The following is a 20,375-nucleotide window of genomic DNA, read 5'->3' as shown; positions in this document are numbered from 1 at the left end:
TATTCCTTATGATAGGTCTTTTCTTAGTAGATCGTAAAAATCCGCAAGAGATTTCAATTCAGTTGATGCCTTCATGTTGGCTTGGTACTGATCCTTGTGACTAAGCAGGTGACTGACTTTCTCCTCCAAGCTTTCCAAGGTCAATTCTGTCTCTTGGAGTTCTGCTGCATAGCCCTTTTTAACAAAATAGGCAGCATTTTCAATCTGATCTCCTCGGCTCGCCTCACGTCCAAGAGGAACAATGAGATGGAGTTTCGCCATGGCCAAGAGTTCAAAAATCGTATTGGCACCACCACGCGTCACTACCACATCTGCCATCTCCATCAAGGGTTGATAGAGATCGGTCACATAATCAACACGAAAGAGATTTTGACTCAACTCATTGAGATTTGAATCTCCAGTTAAATTGATAATATTGTAGCGCTCTGTCAACTCTTTTTTATGGTCTGTCACCAATTGGTTAAATACACGAGCTCCTGCAGAACCTCCGACAAATAATACGGTTGGCAATTTAAGATCAAAGTGGGTTTGGATATCCACCAATTCATCTGGTTCAGGAGTTTTTTGGTCCGAAACCTTGGTCACTGCTCCCACATGCTCGACTTTTTCGAGACCAGCAGCCTGCTCAAATGTTGAATACATCTTGGTCGCAAATTTATAGGCAATTTTATTGGCCAAGCCCATAGATAGGTCTGATTCGTGAATAAAGACAGGTACTCCTGACACACGCGCAGCGATAACCGGCGGTACTGAGACAAATCCTCCCTTAGAAAAAAGAGCCTGTGGACGCAGTCGTAACATGATAAAGAGGGATTGGACAATTCCCCAACCAACTTTGAAGACATCCAGCATATTTTGCCAAGAGAAATAGCGACGCAACTTCCCAGTTGCAATAGAATGGAAGGTCACATTCAAACCTGACTTGAGGATTTCTTGGTGTTCGATTCCGTGTTTATCACCGATATAATGAACTTCCCAGCCGTCTTCGATGAACTTAGGCATTAACAAAAGATTGAGGGTGACATGTCCAACCGTCCCCCCACCTGTAAAGACAATTTTTTTCATATTATTCCTTTAACTCCGCTACTGTGTCGATAAAGAGGTCGCCACGTACTTCAAAGTTAGCATACATATCCCAGCTAGCATTGGCAGGGCTGAGAAGAACCACATCTCCTTGAGTCGCTAGCTCATAGGCCTTGTGGGTCGCATCAGCAATATCTGTCGCATCTACATAAGCCACACCAGCCTTATCCGCTGCCCGTTTGACACGTTCTGCAGATTGACCGAGGATAACCATCTGCTTGAGGCCTGTGATATCTGGCACCAATTCGTCAAACTCATTTCCACGGTCCAAACCACCTGCAATTAAGATAACCTTACTGTTGTCAAATCCTGACAAGGCTTTTTGAGTCGCTAAGATATTGGTTGATTTGCTATCGTTATAGAATTTGACACCCTGAATTTCATCCACAAATTGGAGACGGTGTTTGACACCACCAAAGGCTGAAAGAGTTTCCTTGATGGTTTGGTTATCCACACCACGGAGCTTGGCTACAGCAATAGTCGCAAGTGCATTTTCTACATTGTGGCTACCTGGAACACCGATTTCACTAGCTGCCATGACCACTTCTCCACGGAAGTAGAGTTGACCATCTTCCAAATAAGCTCCATCAACCTTTTCCTGTGTTGAAAATGGTACAACAGTAGCTTGTGTTTTGGTAGCCAATTCTTTTGCCAAGTCTTGGTTAAAGTTCAAGACAAGGAAATCAGCTGCTGTCATCTTGTTCTGGATATTCCACTTAGCTGCCACATACTCCTCAAAAGAACCATGATAGTCGATATGAGTTGGCATGAGGTTGGTAATAACCGCAATCTCAGGATGGAATTCTTGGACACCCATCAGTTGGAAAGAAGAAAGTTCCATGACGAGCGTGTCCTTGTCTGTCGCTGTTTGAGCCACTTGACTAGCAGGATAGCCGATATTTCCTGACAAAAGACCATGTTGGCCGGCAGCAGTTAAAACTTCCCCAATCATCGTCGTTGTGGTTGTTTTCCCATTTGAACCAGTGATACCGATAATTGGCGCTTCTGAGATTAAATAAGCCAATTCCACCTCAGTCAGGACTGGAATCCCCTTTGCCAATGCCTTTTCAATCATGGGATTGCTATACGGGATACCTGGATTTTTCACCATCAGAGCGAAATCTTCATCCAAGAGTTCCAAAGGATGCCCACCAGTGACAACCTTGATTCCCTCTTCCAGCAAGCTTTGAGCAGCAGGATTTTCCTCAAAAGGCTTGCCGTCATTTACTGTCACAATAGCTCCTAGCTTGTCCAACAAACGGGCCGCAGACTCACCAGACTTAGCCAAACCTAAAACAAGTACTTTCTTATTTTTAAATTGATCGATTACTTTCATGTCTCAAACTCCATTTCTACTTCTACTATTTTACCATTTTTATGGAAATAAAAAAGCCACAAAGTGTATTTGTGGCTCTTTCTTCTAACTTAATATTCTTTTATCATCTATGTGATAAATCGGTAACTCGAATAACTTGGTCCACTTGTTCCCAAATCAGAGGATTGTGGGTCGCAATAATAATAGTTCGATTCGGATTTTTTAAAGATTCTAGGATAGAAAGTAATTCCTCAGAGTTTTTGGGGTCTAAGGAAGCGGTTGGTTCATCTGCGAGAATCAAAGGTGGATCCTTTAAAATTATCTTCGCTAGTGCAACACGTTGTGCTTCTCCTCCTGATAACTCAAATATAGGTTGCTTTAAGTCCAAATAGGATAGGTTTACACGGTTTAGAGCTTGTTTCATCAAAGAGATTTTCTCTTTTTCTTTCAACTTTTTACCAACTAAACCCAGATTGAGATTCTCTTTAACCGTTTGGCTTTCAATTAAGCCAAAATCTTGAAATAAATATCCCAAGTAATCTCTAAAGAAAACAGAGGGCTTAATGTCTTTAAGAGAGGTGCCATCATAGATGATTTGCCCTTTGTCATATGGCTCTAATCGTCCAATCATATTCAAGAGTGTTGTCTTACCACAGCCACTTGTACCGATTAAGGCATAAATTTTCCCACCTTCAAAATGAAGATTAGTATCTGAAAATAGCTGACGGCTTCCAAATTTTTTAGATATATTCTTTAGTTCAATCATCCTATTTTCCTTTCATAATTGTCATAGAAACACGAGATTCTTTCTGCGCTTGACGGTAAAGCGTCAGAACTGCACTAACTAGAAAGACTAATAAAGTGAGCAAGCCAATTACCCAGTCTCTGCTGCGTAAAATAAAGAGACTAGCACCAAATACAAAACTGGCAAATTGACTAACCATATACTGAGCATGCGTTTCAAAAAATCGTAAACCTGAAATTCGTTTAATCAAGATATCTCGACGGAATTGCTCGAAATATAGAAGATTGACAGAATAAAAGAGTAACAAGGAACTGGCTATCCCCACAATAGCTCCTAAGATTAAAGTTGCTGTTTCAGTTTGCACTTCATTATAACGAGTTAGATAAACACTTCTTCCTTCTTTAAGATAGGATACTTGCTCATAAATTCCAGCTTCCTTCAAGAGAGCTAGTCCACTCTCATATCCTTTGATAAAGAGTCGATTTCCAGCATTAATAGACCAAACAGATTTTGAAATGAAACTATCACCTGTAGATGTAGGAGTGAACACAACTAAAATCGGATCGGTTAAGTACTGGACGGATACTGGACTTTCACCGTTATTATAAACAAACCGCTTTTCTCCTGTTGGAAGATAGCTAACAATCGCTCTCATTTCATACTCTAAAGGAGCGTCTTGGTCCTCGCTTGATTTTCCGTAGTAGTTCAAACTTTCTTCAAAAACTTTCTTAAGTTCTGCTTCCTGTGAACGAAGAGATTCTGGTAATAAGAGTCCAAATTCCCCTTTTTGAAGATGAGCTAGTTTCTGTCTAGTCTCATTATTGACAGACACATTTTCCTTGTCCAAATAACTTGGACTGACATAGAGAACATTAGCATCTGGACTATAGGTATCCAGTGTTTCCCCTTTTTCATTTTTTCCTTGAGGATTTGCAAAATGAATGAGATTATCTTTTACAAATAGAGCCTGTTCTTCTTCGATTGCTTCCTTGGCAAAGGCATACCACTTGCTCTGATTTTCTGTATCTTTTACTCTATCACCTAAGCCAAAAGAAATCTGGTAATAGTCTGCTCTATCCTTCCATGCTTGTTTTGAAATTTCAAGTTCTTTCAATCGTTGGTAAGACGTCAAACCTGTCTTAACAGCGTAGCCTACTGTAAAAACAGCTACTAACTGACACAATAGGGTTAAAGTCATCAAGCGTTTAAGGGGTAATCTTCCCTTAATAACAGGAACTAATGCTTTGTAACTCAAACTCATTAGATAAAGAAGCATTAGTAAAATTGAAATCGCCAATAAAAACAACAGATAGAAACTAATCCCAAAACCATAGGTAGCTAACAAGATAGGATAAAACAAACCTTGACTAAAAAGAACGACTCCCCCACCTAGGAAGGAAAGGAGGGCTGATAGAAGGAGCCATTTGATATCAGTAGATAAAGAATGCCCCATGATGGATAAGAGAGTCTGACCAGAAAAGAGTTTTATACCTGCTGCTCTCATTTCCTTAATCCGAGTAATAATCACCAGAGCAAAGAAAGATAAGCCAAATATCGCTAAACTAATTAAAATAAGGGGAATTAGTAACATTCTAAAAGCAAGAGTATAGGGCGGTGTCTTTCGGTCAGGAATTGCTTTATAACCCAAATCTCCTAATTTATCGGCTAGCTTTTCTTTCGTCAAGGAGCCTGATAAAATGAGATAACTATTTAGTGGATCACTACGTTCACGACTTTCTTGGCTAGCTTCTTGGAATTCTTTTGGTAATGTTCCCTTACCATAAGTTGCATAAGTAAAGTGAGTCGTCCCATCCTTACTCGGCTCTACGATTCTTCTAGCTATTAAACTCTGTTCTGAGTTTACAAACTTCTCCAATTCCTGTTCAAATACCTCACGCGTCGGTTCCTGAGTATCTTTTTTGACACGAAGCAAAGAAACGGAATCATAGCTTGCATATAAATATTGTGGCGCACGTAGGACAATAATCCAAGCAAGGAAGAAGCTGAGAAAAAAAGTTGATAATAATATGAATAGTTTCTTCATAGTAGACTCCTTGTGGTGAAAATTGATTTCAGGAGGTAAGATTTCAGAGTATGAAATCGGTTTCTATTATCGCAAATTTATCACCATTATGATAAATTGTCAATAGATTTTAGCAAAATATAATTATATTTTTTTGGACTAACTTTTTAAACTTCTATAACAATATAGAGCTCTTAAAATGTGGAAAAAAACTCACTTGAACAAAATATTTTTAGGTTTATTCCTTTTTGCAAGAAACGGAATCTTAGACTTTCCGTTGTGATAAAAATGCCTGAAAACAATAGATTTCAGGCATTCGGAAACTTTGAGACTATAGGCTCAAAGTTTAGGTATGGAATTTCGAAGAAAGTCGCTACCGTCCGTAATCACCTAAGGAAAGTCTTAAAAATCTTATTTTAAATCGAAAAAGAGAGCCGCAGCTCTCTTTCTATTTATCTTCTTTTACCCTTTTTTACAGGCATGAGTGTAATATCTCTCAAGCTAAAGTAGGCAAGGGCAAGCATGGCGATTGTGACAAAGAATTCTGTCGGTAATTGGAAGATTTGCAAGATGGACAACATCAGCAAAATCAAGAGTGCAACAACTACAAAGACCAAGATAACGATGTTGACTGTTCCTTTGATACTTTGGGGTGTCGCAAATACATAGAGTAGTAATAAGAGTATCCCTATGATTAAATAGACCATCTTTATCTCTTTCCTAGCTGTTACTCAGCTGATTTTTTCTTTTTGTTGGCTTTCTCACGCTCTGCCTTGTTGAGGATTTGCTTACGCAAACGGATAGACTCAGGTGTTACTTCCATGTACTCATCGTCATTCAAGAACTCAAGAGACTCTTCAAGGGTTAAGATACGAGGTGTCTTGATAACCGCTGTTTGGTCCTTAGTAGCTGAACGGACGTTGGTCATTTGTTTAGCCTTGGTGATGTTAACTGTCAAGTCGTTTTCACGAGAGTTTTCACCGATAATCATTCCTTCGTAAACCTCAGTACCTGGGTTGACAAAGATTGTACCACGTTCTTCGATAGACATGATTGAGTAAGTTGTAGCCTTACCAGCATCGATGGAAACAAGGGCACCACGGTGACGTCCCCCAATTTCCCCTGGGATCAATGGCAAGTATTGGTCGAAGGTATGGTTCATGATACCGTAACCACGAGTCATTGACAAGAACTCAGTTGAGTATCCAATCAAACCACGCGCTGGAACAAGGAAGACCAAACGAGTTTGACCATTACCAGTTGAAATCATATCCAACATTTCACCCTTACGTTCAGAAAGGCTTTGAATAACAGATCCTTGGTATTCTTCTGGAGTATCGATTTGAACACGTTCAAATGGTTCACATTTAACACCGTCAATCTCTTTTACGATAACTTCTGGGCGAGATACTTGAAGCTCATAACCCTCACGACGCATGGTTTCGATCAAGATTGACAAGTGCAATTCTCCACGACCTGAAACAGTCCATTTATCTGGTGAATCCGTTGGATCAACACGAAGGGAAACGTCTGTTTGCAATTCTGCCTGCAAGCGTTCTTCCACCTTACGAGAAGTCACCCATTTTCCTTCACGACCTGCAAATGGTGAGTTGTTGACCAAGAAGGTCATTTGAAGGGTTGGCTCATCGATGTGTAGGATTGGAAGAGGTTCAATGGCGTCTGTCGGAGTAATAGTTTCACCAACAAAGATATCTTCCATACCGGATACGGCAATCAAATCACCCGCTTTGGCTTCTTGGATTTCACGACGTTCCAAACCAAAGAAACCAAAGAGTTTTGTGACACGGAAGTTCTTCGTTGTACCATCTAGTTTAGAAAGGGTAACTTGGTCTCCAACTTTCACACTACCACGGAAGACACGACCGATACCGATACGACCTACGAAGTCATTGTAGTCCAAAAGTGACACTTGGAACTGCAAAGGCTCATCTGAGTTGTCTACTGGAGCTGGGATATGATCGATAATGGTGTCAAAGATTGGCGCCATTGTTTTTTCTTGATCAGCTGGATCATCTGACAAGGAAGATGTTCCGTTAATCGCTGAAGCATAAACAACTGGGAAATCAAGCTGGTCATCATCTGCACCAAGCTCGATGAAGAGTTCCAAGACTTCGTCCACTACTTCTGCTGGACGAGCTGAAGGTTTGTCGATTTTGTTGACAACCACGATTGGAACAAGGTCTTGTTCCAAGGCTTTTTTCAATACGAAACGAGTCTGTGGCATGGTTCCTTCGTAGGCATCTACGACCAAGACAACACCGTCAACCATTTTCATGATACGCTCAACTTCTCCACCGAAGTCCGCGTGTCCTGGTGTGTCCATGATATTGATACGAGTTCCATTGTAAGCAACGGCTGTATTCTTAGCAAGGATGGTAATTCCACGCTCTTTTTCGATATCGTTTGAGTCCATAGCACGCTCTGCCAATTCAGTACGTGCATCAAGAGTTTCAGATTGTTTCAATAATTCGTCAACGAGGGTTGTTTTACCGTGGTCAACGTGGGCGATAATCGCAATGTTACGGATATCTTCTCTTAATTTTGTCATGATTTCCTCTAATATTTTAAATTTTTATTTCTAACTGAACAATTATACCACAGTCTCATTCAAAAATCACAGTTCAGCTAAGTGTAAATGTTTTCACTCTACTTTTCTAGTCAAGGCAACTCTTTTCAAAGTCAGAGACTTATGATAAGATAAGCTGGTATGCGTTTAGATAGATTATTAGCCCAAGAAATGATCAGTCGCAAGGCTATGAAACAGGCACTCCTGAAAAAAGAAATCCTAGTAGATGATTGTCCAGCCAACTCCCTCGCTCAAAATGTCGATACTGGATTGCAGAAACTAGTTTTTCAAGGACGGCAGATTCAAGGATACAAGCACACCTACCTCATGCTTCATAAACCAGGTAGAGTGGTGACAGCCAGTCAGGATAAGGACCTACCAACCGTCATGGACCTCCTTCCACCTGACATCCAGTCTGACCAGCTCTATGCTGTCGGCAGATTAGACCGTGACACGACGGGACTGCTCCTTCTGACAGACAATGGACCTCTTGGTTTTCAGCTCCTTCATCCCCAGTACCATGTCGATAAATCCTATCAAGTGGTGGTCAACGGACTGCTCACACCAGAACATATCCAAAAATTCAAAGATGGGATTGTCTTTTTAGATGGGACTACTTGTAAACCTGCAAAACTAGACATTCTGTCCGCAAGCCCAACAGAGAGCCGTGCCTCCATCACCATCTCTGAGGGCAAATTTCATCAAGTCAAGAAGATGTTTCTATCAGTTGGTGTCAAGGTGACTGCCCTAAAACGCGTCCAATTCGGTGATTTTACATTAGACCTAGAACTAGTAGAAGGGCAATTCCGTCCCTTGAATCCAGAGGAATTGGAAATCATTAAAAACTACTTAGAGAAAAGTGGATAAAAGAAAAAAGCTTTAAATTTAAAGCTTTTTTTGTTTTTACTTATCTAAAAACTAATGCGATGGCTGCAATCCAGTTAAGGACAGAAACTACAAGTCCTACGATATTGAGAATCTTTTCTGTTTTATAGTCTAGTCCAGATTCTTTTTGGTACGAAAAAGCCAAGACCAATCCTATGATCCCCAAAATCAGACCCACTATCGGAGATAGCAAACCAAGGACGATAGATAAGATACCTAAAATAAGTGAAGGTTTTTTCTTTTGTTGTGAATTCATATTATAAAATCTCCTTAAATTTAATATAAATGATGATACCTTAAAATGCTAGCTTTATCTATCATTCGACAGTTTTTAATAGAATGTTAGCTCGTTTTCACTTTCCCTTTCCAAGAATCCAATCCATAAGAAAGGATATAAATCTCAGAAAAACCTTGTTTTTTCAGATAAAGTGCTGCATTGGTCACTCGTTGTCCACGTTGGTTTTCGTAGAGAAGGACAGGTTTATCCTTGCGAAGGGCTGCAAGGCTTGACTTCAACTGATTTGAAGGAATATTGCGAGCTCCGAGGATATGTTTTCTGTGAAATTCTGCTGGTTCACGGACATCAATCAATTGCCCTTTCCGAATCAAGGCTTCAAATTCTGCATTGTCCACAATCTTAGCCGCACGACGAATACGAAGGTAGTTATAGCCCATCCATGCCACCATTGCCAGTATAAGTGCCCACAAAATCCAAGTAACCATTAGTTCATTTCTCCATTTTTCTCAATATAGTCTAATTCTATCTTGTGCTCCCTGCGGAGAACAGCTTCCGCTTCTAAGTAATCTAGCTTGTCCATGAGACCTGCATCATAGATCCGAGAGAGTTCGAGCTTCATCAGTTCAATATCATACAAGCGCTTCCCCATGTAAACAATAATGCCAAACTGTTTGAGAAATTGCTGCACATCATAGAATGTTTTCATAGCTTCCATTTTAGCAGATTCTAGACTTTTTTTCAATACTGGACCGGCTCTTTCCCCCCTATTTTCTTCGTCTTCATTGCCCATTCTTCCGCAAGTGTGGTACAATAAAAACATGAGAATTCAACAACTACACTATATTATCAAAATTGTCGAAACTGGCTCTATGAATGAAGCAGCCAAGCAACTCTTTATCACCCAACCCAGTCTTTCAAATGCCGTTCGAGACTTGGAAAATGAAATGGGCATTGAAATCTTTATCCGCAATCCCAAGGGCATTACCTTAACCCGTGACGGGATGGAGTTTCTCTCCTATGCTCGTCAGGTCGTTGAGCAAACCCAACTTCTGGAGGAACGTTATAAAAATCCTGTCGCCCACCGCGAACTTTTCAGCGTTTCCTCTCAGCACTATGCCTTTGTAGTTAATGCCTTTGTCTCTCTGCTCAAGAAAAGTGATATGGAAAAATACGAGCTCTTCCTACGTGAAACTCGGACCTGGGAGATTATCGACGACGTCAAGAACTTCCGTAGTGAGGTCGGTGTCCTCTTTTTAAACAGCTACAACCGTGATGTTTTAACGAAAATGCTAGATGACAATCACCTGCTAGCGCACCACCTCTTTACCGCTCAACCCCATATCTTTGTTAGCAAGACCAACCCTCTAGCTAAAAAAGACAAGGTCAAACTGGTTGATTTGGAAGACTTCCCTTATCTGAGTTATGACCAGGGGACGCACAACTCCTTCTACTTTTCAGAGGAGATTCTTTCACAAGAGCACCACAAGAAATCCATCGTAGTCAGTGACCGTGCCACCCTCTTTAACCTTTTGATTGGTTTGGATGGTTACACCATTGCAACAGGGATTTTGAACAGCAACCTCAACGGAGACAATATCGTTTCCATTCCACTGGACATTGACGACCCGATTGAACTAGTCTATATCCAGCATGAAAAAACCAGCCTGTCTAAGATGGGTGAACGCTTTATCGAATACTTAGTAGAAGAAGTTCAGTTTGATAGTTGATAAACCATCAGACATATTTTATAATATTTCTTAGAAAATAATGATTGGAGAATATCGTTGAAAAAGTTTATATTGGCAAGTGCTGTTGTCCTTTCAATGGCAGGATTGACCCAAGCACCTATCTACGCAGAGGAAAGCAACGCTAATCCTCCTGCTACCACCGAACAAAGCAACTCTAAGGAAGATAAGAAAGATCTTTCAACTAAAACTGAAAAGGAGGTTGCATCACTTCCAAAAGACAAGACAAAAGAAGAAGCCCCTAAAAAAGAAGGATGGCAGGAAGAAAACAAGCAGTGGCGTTTCTATGAAAATAATCAGCCTGTCCTAAGATGGAAAAAAATTCAAGATAAGTGGTTCTATTTTGACCAAGAGGGAAATCGACTCAGCGATACTATCTTTGACGGCTATGTTCTCAATAAAGACGGGGTCATGGTAGAAAATAGTTGGGTGGTTCTTGAAGGGAAATGGTACTACACCAGTGAGTCTGGAAAAATCATCCAGCAAAAATGGGAAAAAATCGGAGGAGTTTGGTACTACTTCGACAAAGATGGAGTCATGCTCAGTCAGACAATCGTTGATGGTTATCTCCTTACTAAAAGTGGGGCTATGGCTAACAATGGCTGGGTGAAGGTTGACCAAAATTGGTACTATGTCACACCATCTAGCAGAATCTCGCAAGACAAGTGGGAGAAAATCAACGGTTCTTGGTACTACTTTGATAAAAACGGCGTGATGCTCAGCCAGACAACCATTGGTGCCTACCTGCTTGACAGTAGCGGGGCCATGGCAGAAAACTCTTGGGTGAAAATCAATGAAAATTGGTATTACGCTAATGAATATGGGAAATATAGCCAAGACAAATGGGAGAAAATCAATGGTTCTTGGTATGCTTTTGAACAAAATGGAGTCATGCTTTCCAATAAATGGAAAGAAAGCTACTACCTCAAGGCCAGCGGGGCCATGGCGGAAAAAGAGTGGATTTTTGATAAATCCTACAATAGCTGGTTCTATCTAAAAGCGGATGGCCGTTATGCAAATCAAGAGTGGATTGGGGCATACTACCTCAAGTCTGGCGGTTATATGGCCAAGAATGAGTGGATTTACGACGACTATTACAAGGCTCGTTACTATCTGGACGATAGTGGACATTATGTTTCAGGAACTTACAAGATAGACGGCAAGGAGCACTTGTTCCAAAAATACGGCCAATGGATTTCTGAAGTTTCAACTGAAGGCGGATTTACAAAAGGCCAATATAGCAATACCATCTTCCTAGATCCTGGGCATGGTGGTCGAGATTCCGGTGCTTTTTACTACAATGTCGCTGAAAAAGATCTCAATATGCAGATTTACCGTAAACTTCGTGCTAAGTTAGAAGAACTGGGCTACAAGGTCCTCACCTCTCGTGATAGTGATATTGACGTTGATTTTGTTACCGAACGTTCTCGTATGGTTAATAAGACCAACTCTGATATTTTTATCAGTATTCACTTCAACGCTACTGGTAATACCTACTCAAAAGCGAGCGGTATTCAAACCTACTCCTATAGAGATGAACCTGATTATCCAAGTAAGATTAATCAATACTGGCACAATCACCCTGATCGTATGAGTGAAAGCAAACGCCTCGCCGCTGCCATCCACTCCTCTCTTCTAGCAGAAACAGGAGCTAAGGATGCTGGTCTGTTGGAGAGCAGCTTTGCTGTCCTACGCGAAACAGCCAAACCAGCTGTCCTCCTAGAGCTTGGTTATATGGATAATTTCACCGAAAACCAACAAATCAGAGATAGCCACTACCAAGATAAACTGGTCGCAGGTATTGTGAAAGGGATCCAAAAATATTACGCTGGTAAATAATAAAAAGTCTCGAGAAATCTCGAGACTTTTTATTTGTCTTCTTGTTTATCCTTATCAGGAAAGAGGTAGCCAAGTCCTACACATGCTAGCACACCGGCAGCAATTACCAAACCACTTGAAATTGGTAAGAGATCAAAAATAGCATTTACAATGACAAAGGCAATGATCAAGCACATCAGACTAGACTTGTAGTCTTTTTTCAAAAAGTTTTCTAGCGTAAAATAGAGGAACAATCCTACCGGAATGAGTGACCAGAGGTTGACATCCAAACTTGCCCATCCAACAGAGCCGAAATACAATACTAGCGCTGCTGCTACTAAAAATACAAGTCCCAATAATTTTTTCATTTTTTGTCTCCATTTTCTTTTTTTAGGAATTTGAGTTGTCTGGCACCAACCCTTCACGCCCCTTACAAAAATCATTATAGCAGAGGGTTTCCCCCAGAACAAGCTCTTTTGCCTATCTGGTCTCTATCTCAGTCTAAGTGGTTGAATATTACCGACAACAAAAAAAGAAGCCTAATTAAGGCTTCTTGATTCTGCCGATTGTAACAGTATTTTTGAACGAATACAATCTAGTTTTTCTTTTCCTTAGATTCTAGAGAAGATTTGATTGCTTCACGCTCAGCCTGTAGTTGAGCTAAATTCTTCTCCTCTTCATTAAGTTTACTAGCATCTGGTTTCACACGATAATAAACATCTTCTGGTTTCATTAACATCGCTTCATATTGTTGTCCAGAAAAAAGTCTTTCCTCAGCATGATTACTTTTATCCGTAATCTTTCCATCATCCCCAGGTTGCATAACAACTCCGCTTGGCACAGCTACTACTACAAATCCTCCAGCAACAGAATCTTTCACCCACGCACTGAGAGAAGCTGTCTCAGGGTTACGACTATCTTGACCTTTTGATACCTTTAATCCAACTACAGATTCGTACTTTTGATCATTTGTAAACCAAGTCGCACGTACTTCTCCAGAATCATTAATAATGTATTCATTACCAGATTGACTACGCCAAGTACCTTCTAAACTAGATAGATCATTGTTCTTGATTGCTTCAATATCTAGTTTTGGAACGGTAGTTTCTTTCTTCAACTTGCTAACAAGTGCTTCTGCTTCCGTAATTTTGGTATCTAAAGCAGTCAGTTGATTCTTGAGTTTTTGAATTTCCTCTTGTTTATCCTTATCAGTCTCATCTATTTTTCCTTGGTTTGTAGACGATTGACTTGTTGACTCTGTAGTTGAAACGGCAGACGATGCTTGATTTGACTCTTTCTTTCCAATCAAAGAATGCGAGAAAATACTTACCAAGATGAGAGTGACTGAAGCAGCGAGTGCTAGGCCAATATAGATTTTTATATTTTTATTCGGAGCCGACTTTGATTCAGACCGCTTACGTCCATTGACCTCTTCAAATTGTTTTTCTCGTTCTTTCTTATTCATAATTTTCTCCTTTTTGATTTATATTCAGCCAAGCTTGCGAGACTTCATTCGTTATTATCCACGGATTTTTATAATTTTTAGAAAACCTATGCAAAAAATTCTAGAATGATTAACAGCCTATAGTCCTCTAAAACGGAACGAAAACAAGTGCTTATTAAAATATATTATACCACAAAATATAAATTTTAGTTTTTATTTATAAGCAGGAGTTTCAGACGTTAAATAGAACCTATCTCAAACGTTCCACCTTTCCTATATTTACAAAAAAAGAAGCCCTAATGGACTTCTTCATTCTGCCGATTGCAGGGATCGAACCTGTGACCTACGCGTTACGAGTGCGTTGCTCTACCAACTGAGCTAAATCGGCGATTACCCTTTTAGTATAGCACTTTGAGAATAGATGTCAAGAAATTTTCATCTCCATTAGAAAAAGCATATCCTGAGACAAGGCTTTGAGATTCTTCCTTTTACGAACCCGCACTTTCGTAGGCATCTAAGCCCTTGTCCCAGAGTTTCAAAGAAATAGCAAAGAAAACAAGGGAAATCAGCATCAAACCACCGATATTAAAGAGTCCATCCTTGTCCTGTAAGAAATAGCTAGCAGGATAGTAAGCTGTAAAGGCGAAAGGGATGATAAAGCTAATCAACCAACGAAGAAGCGAATTGTAAATGGTAATCGGATACTTAGCAAAGTCATTAAACATATAAAAAATGTAAATCATAGCACCTGACTGCTTGGTCCAAAAAGCGATACTGGCTGTCGCGATTTTCAAGGAAGTATAAATCAAGGTCGCAAAAGGAATACAGACTAGGAAAAGCAAGAATTTGGGAAGAGTCCAAGCAATGCTAGTCACTGTTGTTCCCAGTAAAATGCCACCGACCAAGAGCTCGCCCAAGGCATCAATTTGAAAGGTCTCAACGAGGATGTGGAAGAGCGGATTAATAGGACGGGTCAGATACTTGTCAAACTCCCCTTTTCGGACTAGTCGTTGGCCTAGCGCCCAGAGATTGTCAAAAAAGAGATGATCCAATCCCTTGGGAATCAAGGAAAAACCGTAGATAAAGGCTATCTCTTGAAAGCTCCAACCCTCTAACGAGGGGATATGTTGAAAGAGTACATTAAGAAACAAGAGGTTCAAGCCTTGGGTCAAGAAGACACCTAAAACACCAACCACAAAATCGACCTTGTACTCCATGATTTGCTTGATGTATTGTCTGATAAAAATCAGATGCATGCGTTGATATTTTTTCATACTAACCTCCCTGAATAGTGATGAATGACTGGACTCGTTTCCAGATCAACTGAGACAAGCCTACCATCACTATAAGCCAGAAGAACTGTAGCAAGAGCGCCTGAAGAATTTGACTGGCATCGTATTTGCCAACAATAATCATAACTGGAGTATAAATCAAGGATGAAAAAGGCAAGAAGGACAGAATATCTGAAACAATCTTTGGAAAGAAAGCTAAAGGAATCAAACTCCCAGACATAAAGTCAATCAGAGAATTCTTAAGCAGATTAGAGCCCCATAAATTTTTAAAAACAAAAGCTGAAAACCCAAAGCAGATATTAAAGAAAAAGTTGATCAGGTAGGCTAGGGTTAAGCTAAAGAGATAAAGGATGGTTAATCCTAGCACTTCTACAACCCCTTGCCCAGATAAGATTTTCATCAATACAATAACACTTAAAAATGGCAGTCCAACAGAGATAAAAATCAACCACTTGGATCCAAGTTCCGTAAAGAGGTACGAAGCTGCAAAATGCACTGGTCTCAACAAACGCATGATAATGGAACCATCCTTGACCTCATCACCAATCATAAAGGAAGAATCCGACCTAGTCAAAATATGGGTCACAAAACTCATGATGATGTAGAGGGTGATATCCGCCATGCTGAAGCCTTGAATCAAAGAATCTTGCGAGGAATCAAAGACCGCCTTCCAGAGATAAAAGGCCACAAAAGCACCCATGACATCGCCAATCCGATAAAGGAGAAAGTTGACTCGATAGGTAATCAACTCCTGAACCCCTGCATTGATAAAGGGTTTATAACGTCTCCACAATTTGACCATCTTAGAGCTCCTTTCGATAGAAGCGACGGATAATATCCTCGATATCCGTATCCACCATCTTCAAATCGCGGATTTCAAAATCAGACAGGGTTTGCTTGATAATATCAGCTGACTGGTAGCAGGAACTATCAAATTCAATATTAAGGCTATTCCCTTGTCTATCAATAGTCATATCAGGAAAGCCTTCATAGTGAGAAAGGAGATGACTTTGCCCTGGCACCAATTCAAAGGAAAGAGTCTTCATCTTGCCAAAGGTTTCCTTGAGTTGACTCACCGTTCCATCAAAAATCTCCTGCCCCTTGTCAATCATGAAAATCCGATCACAAAGTTGCTCAATATCACTCAAGTCATGAGTGGTCAAGAGGATGGTTGTTTCTTCCTCCTGATTAATCTGGGTAATGGCTCGACGAATGTTATCCTTGACAGAAACATCCAGACCAATAGTCGGCTCATCTAAAAAGAGAACCTTGGGATTGTGAAGCAAGGAAGCCGCAATGTCCGCCCGCATCCGTTGTCCCAGTGAAAGAGTTCGCACGGGGTCCTTGATAAATTCCTTCAAGTCCAAGACTTCATTCAAAAAATCCATGCGCTTCTGAAAAAGCGAATCTGGCACATCGTAAATCTCTTTCAAGACCGTATAGGTCTCTTGCAGAGCCAAATCCCACCATAGCTGGGTACGTTGTCCAAAGACAACCCCGATATCCTTAACATAATCTTGGCGATTATCTTGCGGAATCTTGCCGTTAATCCGACAAAAACCAGATGTCGGTTTTAAAATCCCTGTCAGCATCTTAATAGTTGTCGACTTCCCAGCACCATTAGCTCCAATAAAGCCTAAAATTTGGCCCTTTGGTACTTCGAAAGTCAAATCCTTGACCGCTTCAAAGGTCTGCTTTTCAGGATGAATAAAGGAGCGCAAAGCCCCCTTCAATCCCGGTTCTTTAACAGTCTTCACAAAATTTTTCTGGAGATGTTCCACTTCTATCATTGCCATATTTCTCTCCCTATCGTAAGGAATAGAAACATCGTATTTTTGACTACAAATATTCTAAATCCTTACCTTCTAAATCTTCTACATTTTATTATTACAAAAGACTTTATACCAACCTATTATAGTTCAATAAAAAACGGAATGCAAGCGTTTGCTTGTAGATTATGAAATTAGAGACTTCTCTCTTAATGTAATACTTTTGAATCAAAAATTCTTGTTTGATAATTTCTTTAAAACACAAAAAACCTGCCCAATGGCAGGTTCTATCTGTATTGTTCAGCTAAATTAAGCTTTACCTTCTGAACCGAATACGTCGATACGTTCTTCAACAGCTTCTGTAATTGCTTCGAAACCTGGTTTCAAGAATTTACGTGGGTCAAAGAGTTTCTTCTTATCGTATTCTGCTTCGTTTGCTTCGTATTCAGCAACAAATTTACGAGTTGCGTTAGCAAATGCGATTTGGCATTCAGTGTTAACGTTAACTTTCGCAACACCAAGTTTGATAGCTGCTTGGATTTGGTCATCAGGAATACCTGAACCACCATGCAATACGATTGGGAAGCCTGGAACTGCTTCTGTCAATTTTTGCAAGTGATCAAGGTGAAGACCTTTCCAGTTTGCTGGGTAAGGACCGTGGATGTTACCAATACCAGCTGCCAAGAAGTCAATACCAGTTGCAACCATTGCTTTAGCATCTTCAATTGGAGCCAATTCGCCATCACCAATGATTCCGTCTTCTTCACCACCGATAGTACCAACTTCAGCTTCTACTGATACGCCGTTTGCATGAGCAAATTCTACAACTTTACGAGCTTTTTCAAGGTTTTCTTCAACTGGAAGGTGTGAACCGTCAAACATAACTGAAGTATAACCAACTCGGATACATTCAAGTGCATCTTCATAATGACCATGGTCAAGGTGAATAGCAACTGGTACAGTAATTCCCATTGATTCTACAAGGTTTTCGATGAGAAGTTTACATACTTTGTAACCACCCATGTATTTCGCAGCACCCATAGAAGTTTGGATCAAAACTGGAGCTTTTTTAGCTTCTGCTGCACGCAAGATAGCTTGAGTCCACTCAAGGTTGTTTGTGTTAAATCCACCAACTGCATAACCGTTGTCACGAGCTGCTTGGACAAATTTTTCTGCTGAAACGATTGCCATTTTATCAGGCCTCCTGTATATTTTTATGGGTCAACCCATTTACATTGTTCATTTTATCACTTTTTGATAAAAAAAGCTAGTTTTTCCCATACTTTAGATTGAATTTCTTCTAATTCGATTGATGTAAGCCTTTTCTTTTTAATCTTGGCTAACTCTAGGAAAGCGTATAAAGAAAGTCAAGCGATCATCCTGCCTTACAAAACGATAAGGCAATTTCTCATGTTCTAATAAACTTTTGACCACAAAGAGTCCCATCCCCGAACCTTTGGCCTTGCGACTAGCATTTCCAGAAAAAGACTGGGCCAATTGTTCTTGTTCTTCAGGACTACAGCTATTCTCGATAAAGAGCTCCCCTTCCCTCTCGCCAATGCGGACCAAGCCGCCTGTAGTGGAGTGCTTGATAGCATTGCTGATGAGATTCGATAGGATTAGTTTCATGACAGATGGGTTTATGTAAGCCTGCTGATGGGTTAGACTAATGTCTACCTGAAGTTCTCTCTCCTTGGCGAGCAAAGCATAATCCTTAACCAGACTTTGCGTCATCTGAAGGAGGTCAACCTCTTCTTTCTCCTCTCGAATTTCCTGCACAGAAGAGAGAGAAAGTATCTGGAGAACGTGGTGACTGAGGTCGTCTACAATTCCCAAGGCAACTCCCAGATAGTGGTCTCTATCCTTATAACGACCGACATTTTCTTTCATATTTTCAATCAGAATTTTCAAGCTAGCCAGAGGTGTTTTCAATTCATGAGAAGCCCCTCGTAGGAACTCAACCTTCATCTTCTCCAGCTGGAGAATAGCTTCATTCTTGTCATGCAAGTCCGCAATGACAGTCAAAAGATGCTGGTAAAGGCTATTGATTTGTTCCTTGAGATCACCAATCTCATCCTTAGAATCCACACGCAACCGTACTTCAGCATCCAGGTCCATCATCCGACGGGTCACCCGCTTGATTTCCAAAATCGGGGCAACAATGGTCCGAGCATAGATGTAGGCCACCAAGAGGGAAATTAGAAAGGATGCCAACAAAGTATAGGGAAGAAACTGGAGACTGATCTGCTCTGCTTCCTTTTGCAAATCCATGGAAGCTAGAAACTGAAGAGTCATAGTGCTACCATCTTGCGTTTTTACCTCGCGTTCCTCAATGAAGAGTGAAGTTGTCTGGCGAGCTGTATCTAGTGGAAAATTGTCCTTAACCTCTAACTTGTCCTCAGTCATCTCACCCTTAACGGACCCTTTGATATCACTGGTCTGGGAATACAAATCTAACACTTGCTCGATACTTTTCCTATCTTTTCCGTCAAGGGACTGGGCAATGGCTGTCGCTTTCTGGCCAATGGTTTCTTGACGATGACTCAGATAAGTTGACGGAAAGAGAAAATAAATGGCTAAATGAAGACAAATAACCAGAACACTAAAAATTGAGAAGGTATAGATAAATATCTTTGTAAATAGACCTGTTCGTTTCATTTTTGCTCCAATTTATAACCAACATTGCGCACAGTGAGGATACAATCCAAGTCTAGCTTTTTCCGCAGTTCCTTGATATAGACATCAATGACACGGTCAAAGGGAACCTCATCTGTCACCTTCCAAACCGCATCAATTATCTGAGAACGAGTCAAGGCCCGGCCTTCATTTTTTACCAGATAGTCCAGAATTTCCAACTCTTTGGCATTGATAGCCACTTCTTGACCTGCGAGGCTTGCACTATAACTCTCAAAGTCTACCTTGGTATCCTTATAAGAGAAGACTCGTCCCGTATCGTAGTAGCGCTTGAAAATTGCATCTACCCTCACTTTTAAAAGAGAGAGAGAAAAGGGCTTTTCCAGATAGCCGTCTGCCAGAGAGGCAAAGGCGCTCATCTTGTATTCTTCATCCTGAAAGGCGGTCAGCATCAGGACAGGAACTTGACTGCTTTTACGAATCTCAGCTAGGACTTCGAGGCCATTAAGCTTGGGCATCTGGATATCCAGCAGTACTAGAGCAACTTCATAGCTGGAAAATTTTTCCAGAGCTTCTTGTCCATCTGCTGCTTCAATGGTTTCATAACCACAATCTGTCAAATAGTCACTGATTCCCTCACGAATCATCTCCTCATCTTCTACAATTAAAATTTTCATAGAAAAAACGTTTCACATTCCTTTAAATTTTTTGTAAATCTTCTCTGTTTCATCCTGATAGGAAGAGGCCTTATACTCAATGAAAATCAAAGAGCAAACTAGGAAGCTAGCCGCAGGCTG

20 protein-coding genes and 1 tRNA gene are annotated in these 20,375 nt (G+C 40.5%); 3 read left to right on the top strand and 18 right to left on the bottom strand.

Annotated elements, in window-relative coordinates; genetic code table 11:
* Nucleotides 1-6 precede the first annotated feature (6 nt).
* The 6 genes from AC4ME5_RS06665 to typA form a co-directional block, all read right to left on the bottom strand.
* On the bottom strand, nucleotides 7-1,065 hold the full coding sequence (locus AC4ME5_RS06665; protein ID WP_096421887.1) for a UDP-N-acetylglucosamine--N-acetylmuramyl-(pentapeptide) pyrophosphoryl-undecaprenol N-acetylglucosamine transferase: 1,059 nt from the start codon (nucleotides 1,063-1,065) through the stop codon (nucleotides 7-9).
* A 1-nt stretch (nucleotide 1,066) separates the two neighbouring features.
* Nucleotides 1,067-2,419: a UDP-N-acetylmuramoyl-L-alanine--D-glutamate ligase gene (gene murD, locus AC4ME5_RS06660; RefSeq protein WP_491800384.1), complete on the bottom strand. Its 1,353-nt coding sequence runs from the start codon at nucleotides 2,417-2,419 to the stop codon at nucleotides 1,067-1,069.
* Between the two features lie 103 nt (nucleotides 2,420-2,522).
* Nucleotides 2,523-3,164 (bottom strand): ABC transporter ATP-binding protein, encoded by a 642-nt coding sequence (locus tag AC4ME5_RS06655; RefSeq protein WP_000571283.1) that lies wholly within the window; start codon nucleotides 3,162-3,164, stop codon nucleotides 2,523-2,525.
* A 1-nt stretch (nucleotide 3,165) separates the two neighbouring features.
* Entirely contained in the window at nucleotides 3,166-5,187 is a 2,022-nt protein-coding gene (locus AC4ME5_RS06650) for a bacteriocin-associated integral membrane family protein (RefSeq protein ID WP_007520406.1), read from the bottom strand.
* Between the two features lie 431 nt (nucleotides 5,188-5,618).
* Nucleotides 5,619-5,873 (bottom strand): DUF3165 family protein, encoded by a 255-nt coding sequence (locus AC4ME5_RS06645; RefSeq protein ID WP_000262659.1) that lies wholly within the window; start codon nucleotides 5,871-5,873, stop codon nucleotides 5,619-5,621.
* A gap of 20 nt (nucleotides 5,874-5,893) precedes the next feature.
* Nucleotides 5,894-7,735: a translational GTPase TypA gene (gene typA / locus AC4ME5_RS06640; protein WP_000164116.1), complete on the bottom strand. Its 1,842-nt coding sequence runs from the start codon at nucleotides 7,733-7,735 to the stop codon at nucleotides 5,894-5,896.
* Nucleotides 7,736-7,894: 159 nt separating this feature from the next.
* Here typA and AC4ME5_RS06635 point away from each other — a divergent pair, with 159 nt between their 5' ends.
* Nucleotides 7,895-8,620: a 16S rRNA pseudouridine(516) synthase gene (locus AC4ME5_RS06635; RefSeq protein ID WP_057488609.1), complete on the top strand. Its 726-nt coding sequence runs from the start codon at nucleotides 7,895-7,897 to the stop codon at nucleotides 8,618-8,620.
* 40 nt (nucleotides 8,621-8,660) lie between these two features.
* On the opposite strand, the gene AC4ME5_RS06630 is transcribed toward AC4ME5_RS06635, so the two are convergent.
* From AC4ME5_RS06630 to AC4ME5_RS06620, 3 genes are all read right to left on the bottom strand, one after another.
* Complete coding sequence (locus AC4ME5_RS06630; RefSeq protein ID WP_007520408.1) at nucleotides 8,661-8,894, bottom strand: hypothetical protein; 234 nt, start codon at nucleotides 8,892-8,894, stop codon at nucleotides 8,661-8,663.
* Between the two features lie 86 nt (nucleotides 8,895-8,980).
* Entirely contained in the window at nucleotides 8,981-9,361 is a 381-nt protein-coding gene (locus tag AC4ME5_RS06625; protein ID WP_007520409.1) for a rhodanese-like domain-containing protein, read from the bottom strand.
* Nucleotides 9,361-9,591 carry a YqgQ family protein gene (locus AC4ME5_RS06620; RefSeq protein WP_050540635.1) on the bottom strand — a complete coding sequence of 77 codons (231 nt, stop codon included), beginning with the start codon at nucleotides 9,589-9,591 and terminating at the stop codon, nucleotides 9,361-9,363. Before AC4ME5_RS06620 ends, AC4ME5_RS06625 begins: the two co-directional genes overlap by 1 nt.
* Nucleotides 9,592-9,694: 103 nt before the next feature.
* On the opposite strand from AC4ME5_RS06620, the gene AC4ME5_RS06615 reads away from it, so the two are divergent.
* Nucleotides 9,695-10,603, top strand: a complete 909-nt coding sequence (locus AC4ME5_RS06615; RefSeq protein WP_007520411.1) for a LysR family transcriptional regulator — start codon at nucleotides 9,695-9,697, stop codon at nucleotides 10,601-10,603.
* Nucleotides 10,604-10,660: 57 nt separating this feature from the next.
* Nucleotides 10,661-12,460 (top strand): N-acetylmuramoyl-L-alanine amidase, encoded by a 1,800-nt coding sequence (locus tag AC4ME5_RS06610; RefSeq protein WP_491800383.1) that lies wholly within the window; start codon nucleotides 10,661-10,663, stop codon nucleotides 12,458-12,460.
* 29 nt (nucleotides 12,461-12,489) lie between these two features.
* Here AC4ME5_RS06610 and AC4ME5_RS06605 read toward each other — a convergent pair whose 3' ends face one another.
* The 9 genes from AC4ME5_RS06605 to vncR all read right to left on the bottom strand — a co-directional run bounded on the left by AC4ME5_RS06605 (nucleotide 12,490) and on the right by vncR (nucleotide 20,255).
* A complete protein-coding gene (locus AC4ME5_RS06605; protein WP_049536914.1) occupies nucleotides 12,490-12,807 on the bottom strand; it encodes a hypothetical protein in 318 nt (105 codons plus the stop codon).
* Nucleotides 12,808-13,034: 227 nt separating this feature from the next.
* Entirely contained in the window at nucleotides 13,035-13,904 is an 870-nt protein-coding gene (locus AC4ME5_RS06600; RefSeq protein ID WP_007520417.1) for a DUF6287 domain-containing protein, read from the bottom strand.
* 294 nt (nucleotides 13,905-14,198) lie between these two features.
* Nucleotides 14,199-14,271 (bottom strand) — tRNA-Thr (locus AC4ME5_RS06595).
* A gap of 100 nt (nucleotides 14,272-14,371) precedes the next feature.
* On the bottom strand, nucleotides 14,372-15,157 hold the full coding sequence (locus AC4ME5_RS06590) for an ABC transporter permease (protein WP_491800382.1): 786 nt from the start codon (nucleotides 15,155-15,157) through the stop codon (nucleotides 14,372-14,374).
* A 1-nt stretch (nucleotide 15,158) separates the two neighbouring features.
* A complete protein-coding gene (locus AC4ME5_RS06585; protein WP_491800381.1) occupies nucleotides 15,159-15,977 on the bottom strand; it encodes an ABC transporter permease in 819 nt (272 codons plus the stop codon).
* 1 nt (nucleotide 15,978) lies between these two features.
* The gene (locus AC4ME5_RS06580) at nucleotides 15,979-16,971 is read right to left on the bottom strand and encodes an ABC transporter ATP-binding protein (protein ID WP_007520420.1); all 993 of its coding nucleotides are present in this window, start codon (nucleotides 16,969-16,971) and stop codon (nucleotides 15,979-15,981) included.
* A gap of 282 nt (nucleotides 16,972-17,253) precedes the next feature.
* Complete coding sequence (locus tag AC4ME5_RS06575) at nucleotides 17,254-18,135, bottom strand: class II fructose-bisphosphate aldolase (protein WP_001019007.1); 882 nt, start codon at nucleotides 18,133-18,135, stop codon at nucleotides 17,254-17,256.
* Nucleotides 18,136-18,273: 138 nt separating this feature from the next.
* Nucleotides 18,274-19,602: a sensor histidine kinase VncS gene (gene vncS / locus AC4ME5_RS06570; protein WP_491800380.1), complete on the bottom strand. Its 1,329-nt coding sequence runs from the start codon at nucleotides 19,600-19,602 to the stop codon at nucleotides 18,274-18,276.
* Complete coding sequence (gene vncR, locus AC4ME5_RS06565) at nucleotides 19,599-20,255, bottom strand: response regulator transcription factor VncR (protein ID WP_491800379.1); 657 nt, start codon at nucleotides 20,253-20,255, stop codon at nucleotides 19,599-19,601. The genes vncS and vncR overlap by 4 nt, the downstream gene beginning before the upstream one ends.
* Nucleotides 20,256-20,375 lie beyond the last annotated feature (120 nt).

It is taken from the genome of Streptococcus sp. A69, assembly GCF_058556195.1.
This window is presented reverse-complemented; position numbering and strand designations above follow the sequence as displayed.

What these genes read in the sequence shown, in the direction of transcription:
- AC4ME5_RS06645 (WP_000262659.1), bottom strand. Translation starts at nt 5,873, where the DNA reads ATGGTCTATTTAATCATAGGGATACTCTTATTACTACTCTATGTATTT.
- AC4ME5_RS06585 (WP_491800381.1), bottom strand. Translation starts at nt 15,977, where the DNA reads ATGGTCAAATTGTGGAGACGTTATAAACCCTTTATCAATGCAGGGGTT.
- murD (WP_491800384.1), bottom strand. Translation starts at nt 2,419, where the DNA reads ATGAAAGTAATCGATCAATTTAAAAATAAGAAAGTACTTGTTTTAGGT.
- AC4ME5_RS06580 (WP_007520420.1), bottom strand. Translation starts at nt 16,971, where the DNA reads ATGGCAATGATAGAAGTGGAACATCTCCAGAAAAATTTTGTGAAGACT.
- AC4ME5_RS06635 (WP_057488609.1), top strand. Translation starts at nt 7,895, where the DNA reads ATGCGTTTAGATAGATTATTAGCCCAAGAAATGATCAGTCGCAAGGCT.
- AC4ME5_RS06630 (WP_007520408.1), bottom strand. Translation starts at nt 8,894, where the DNA reads ATGAATTCACAACAAAAGAAAAAACCTTCACTTATTTTAGGTATCTTA.
- AC4ME5_RS06625 (WP_007520409.1), bottom strand. Translation starts at nt 9,361, where the DNA reads ATGGTTACTTGGATTTTGTGGGCACTTATACTGGCAATGGTGGCATGG.
- AC4ME5_RS06655 (WP_000571283.1), bottom strand. Translation starts at nt 3,164, where the DNA reads ATGATTGAACTAAAGAATATATCTAAAAAATTTGGAAGCCGTCAGCTA.
- AC4ME5_RS06600 (WP_007520417.1), bottom strand. Translation starts at nt 13,904, where the DNA reads ATGAATAAGAAAGAACGAGAAAAACAATTTGAAGAGGTCAATGGACGT.
- AC4ME5_RS06605 (WP_049536914.1), bottom strand. Translation starts at nt 12,807, where the DNA reads ATGAAAAAATTATTGGGACTTGTATTTTTAGTAGCAGCAGCGCTAGTA.
- AC4ME5_RS06615 (WP_007520411.1), top strand. Translation starts at nt 9,695, where the DNA reads ATGAGAATTCAACAACTACACTATATTATCAAAATTGTCGAAACTGGC.
- vncR (WP_491800379.1), bottom strand. Translation starts at nt 20,255, where the DNA reads ATGAAAATTTTAATTGTAGAAGATGAGGAGATGATTCGTGAGGGAATC.
- vncS (WP_491800380.1), bottom strand. Translation starts at nt 19,602, where the DNA reads ATGAAACGAACAGGTCTATTTACAAAGATATTTATCTATACCTTCTCA.
- AC4ME5_RS06650 (WP_007520406.1), bottom strand. Translation starts at nt 5,187, where the DNA reads ATGAAGAAACTATTCATATTATTATCAACTTTTTTTCTCAGCTTCTTC.
- AC4ME5_RS06575 (WP_001019007.1), bottom strand. Translation starts at nt 18,135, where the DNA reads ATGGCAATCGTTTCAGCAGAAAAATTTGTCCAAGCAGCTCGTGACAAC.
- AC4ME5_RS06665 (WP_096421887.1), bottom strand. Translation starts at nt 1,065, where the DNA reads ATGAAAAAAATTGTCTTTACAGGTGGGGGGACGGTTGGACATGTCACC.
- typA (WP_000164116.1), bottom strand. Translation starts at nt 7,735, where the DNA reads ATGACAAAATTAAGAGAAGATATCCGTAACATTGCGATTATCGCCCAC.
- AC4ME5_RS06620 (WP_050540635.1), bottom strand. Translation starts at nt 9,591, where the DNA reads ATGGAAGCTATGAAAACATTCTATGATGTGCAGCAATTTCTCAAACAG.
- AC4ME5_RS06590 (WP_491800382.1), bottom strand. Translation starts at nt 15,157, where the DNA reads ATGAAAAAATATCAACGCATGCATCTGATTTTTATCAGACAATACATC.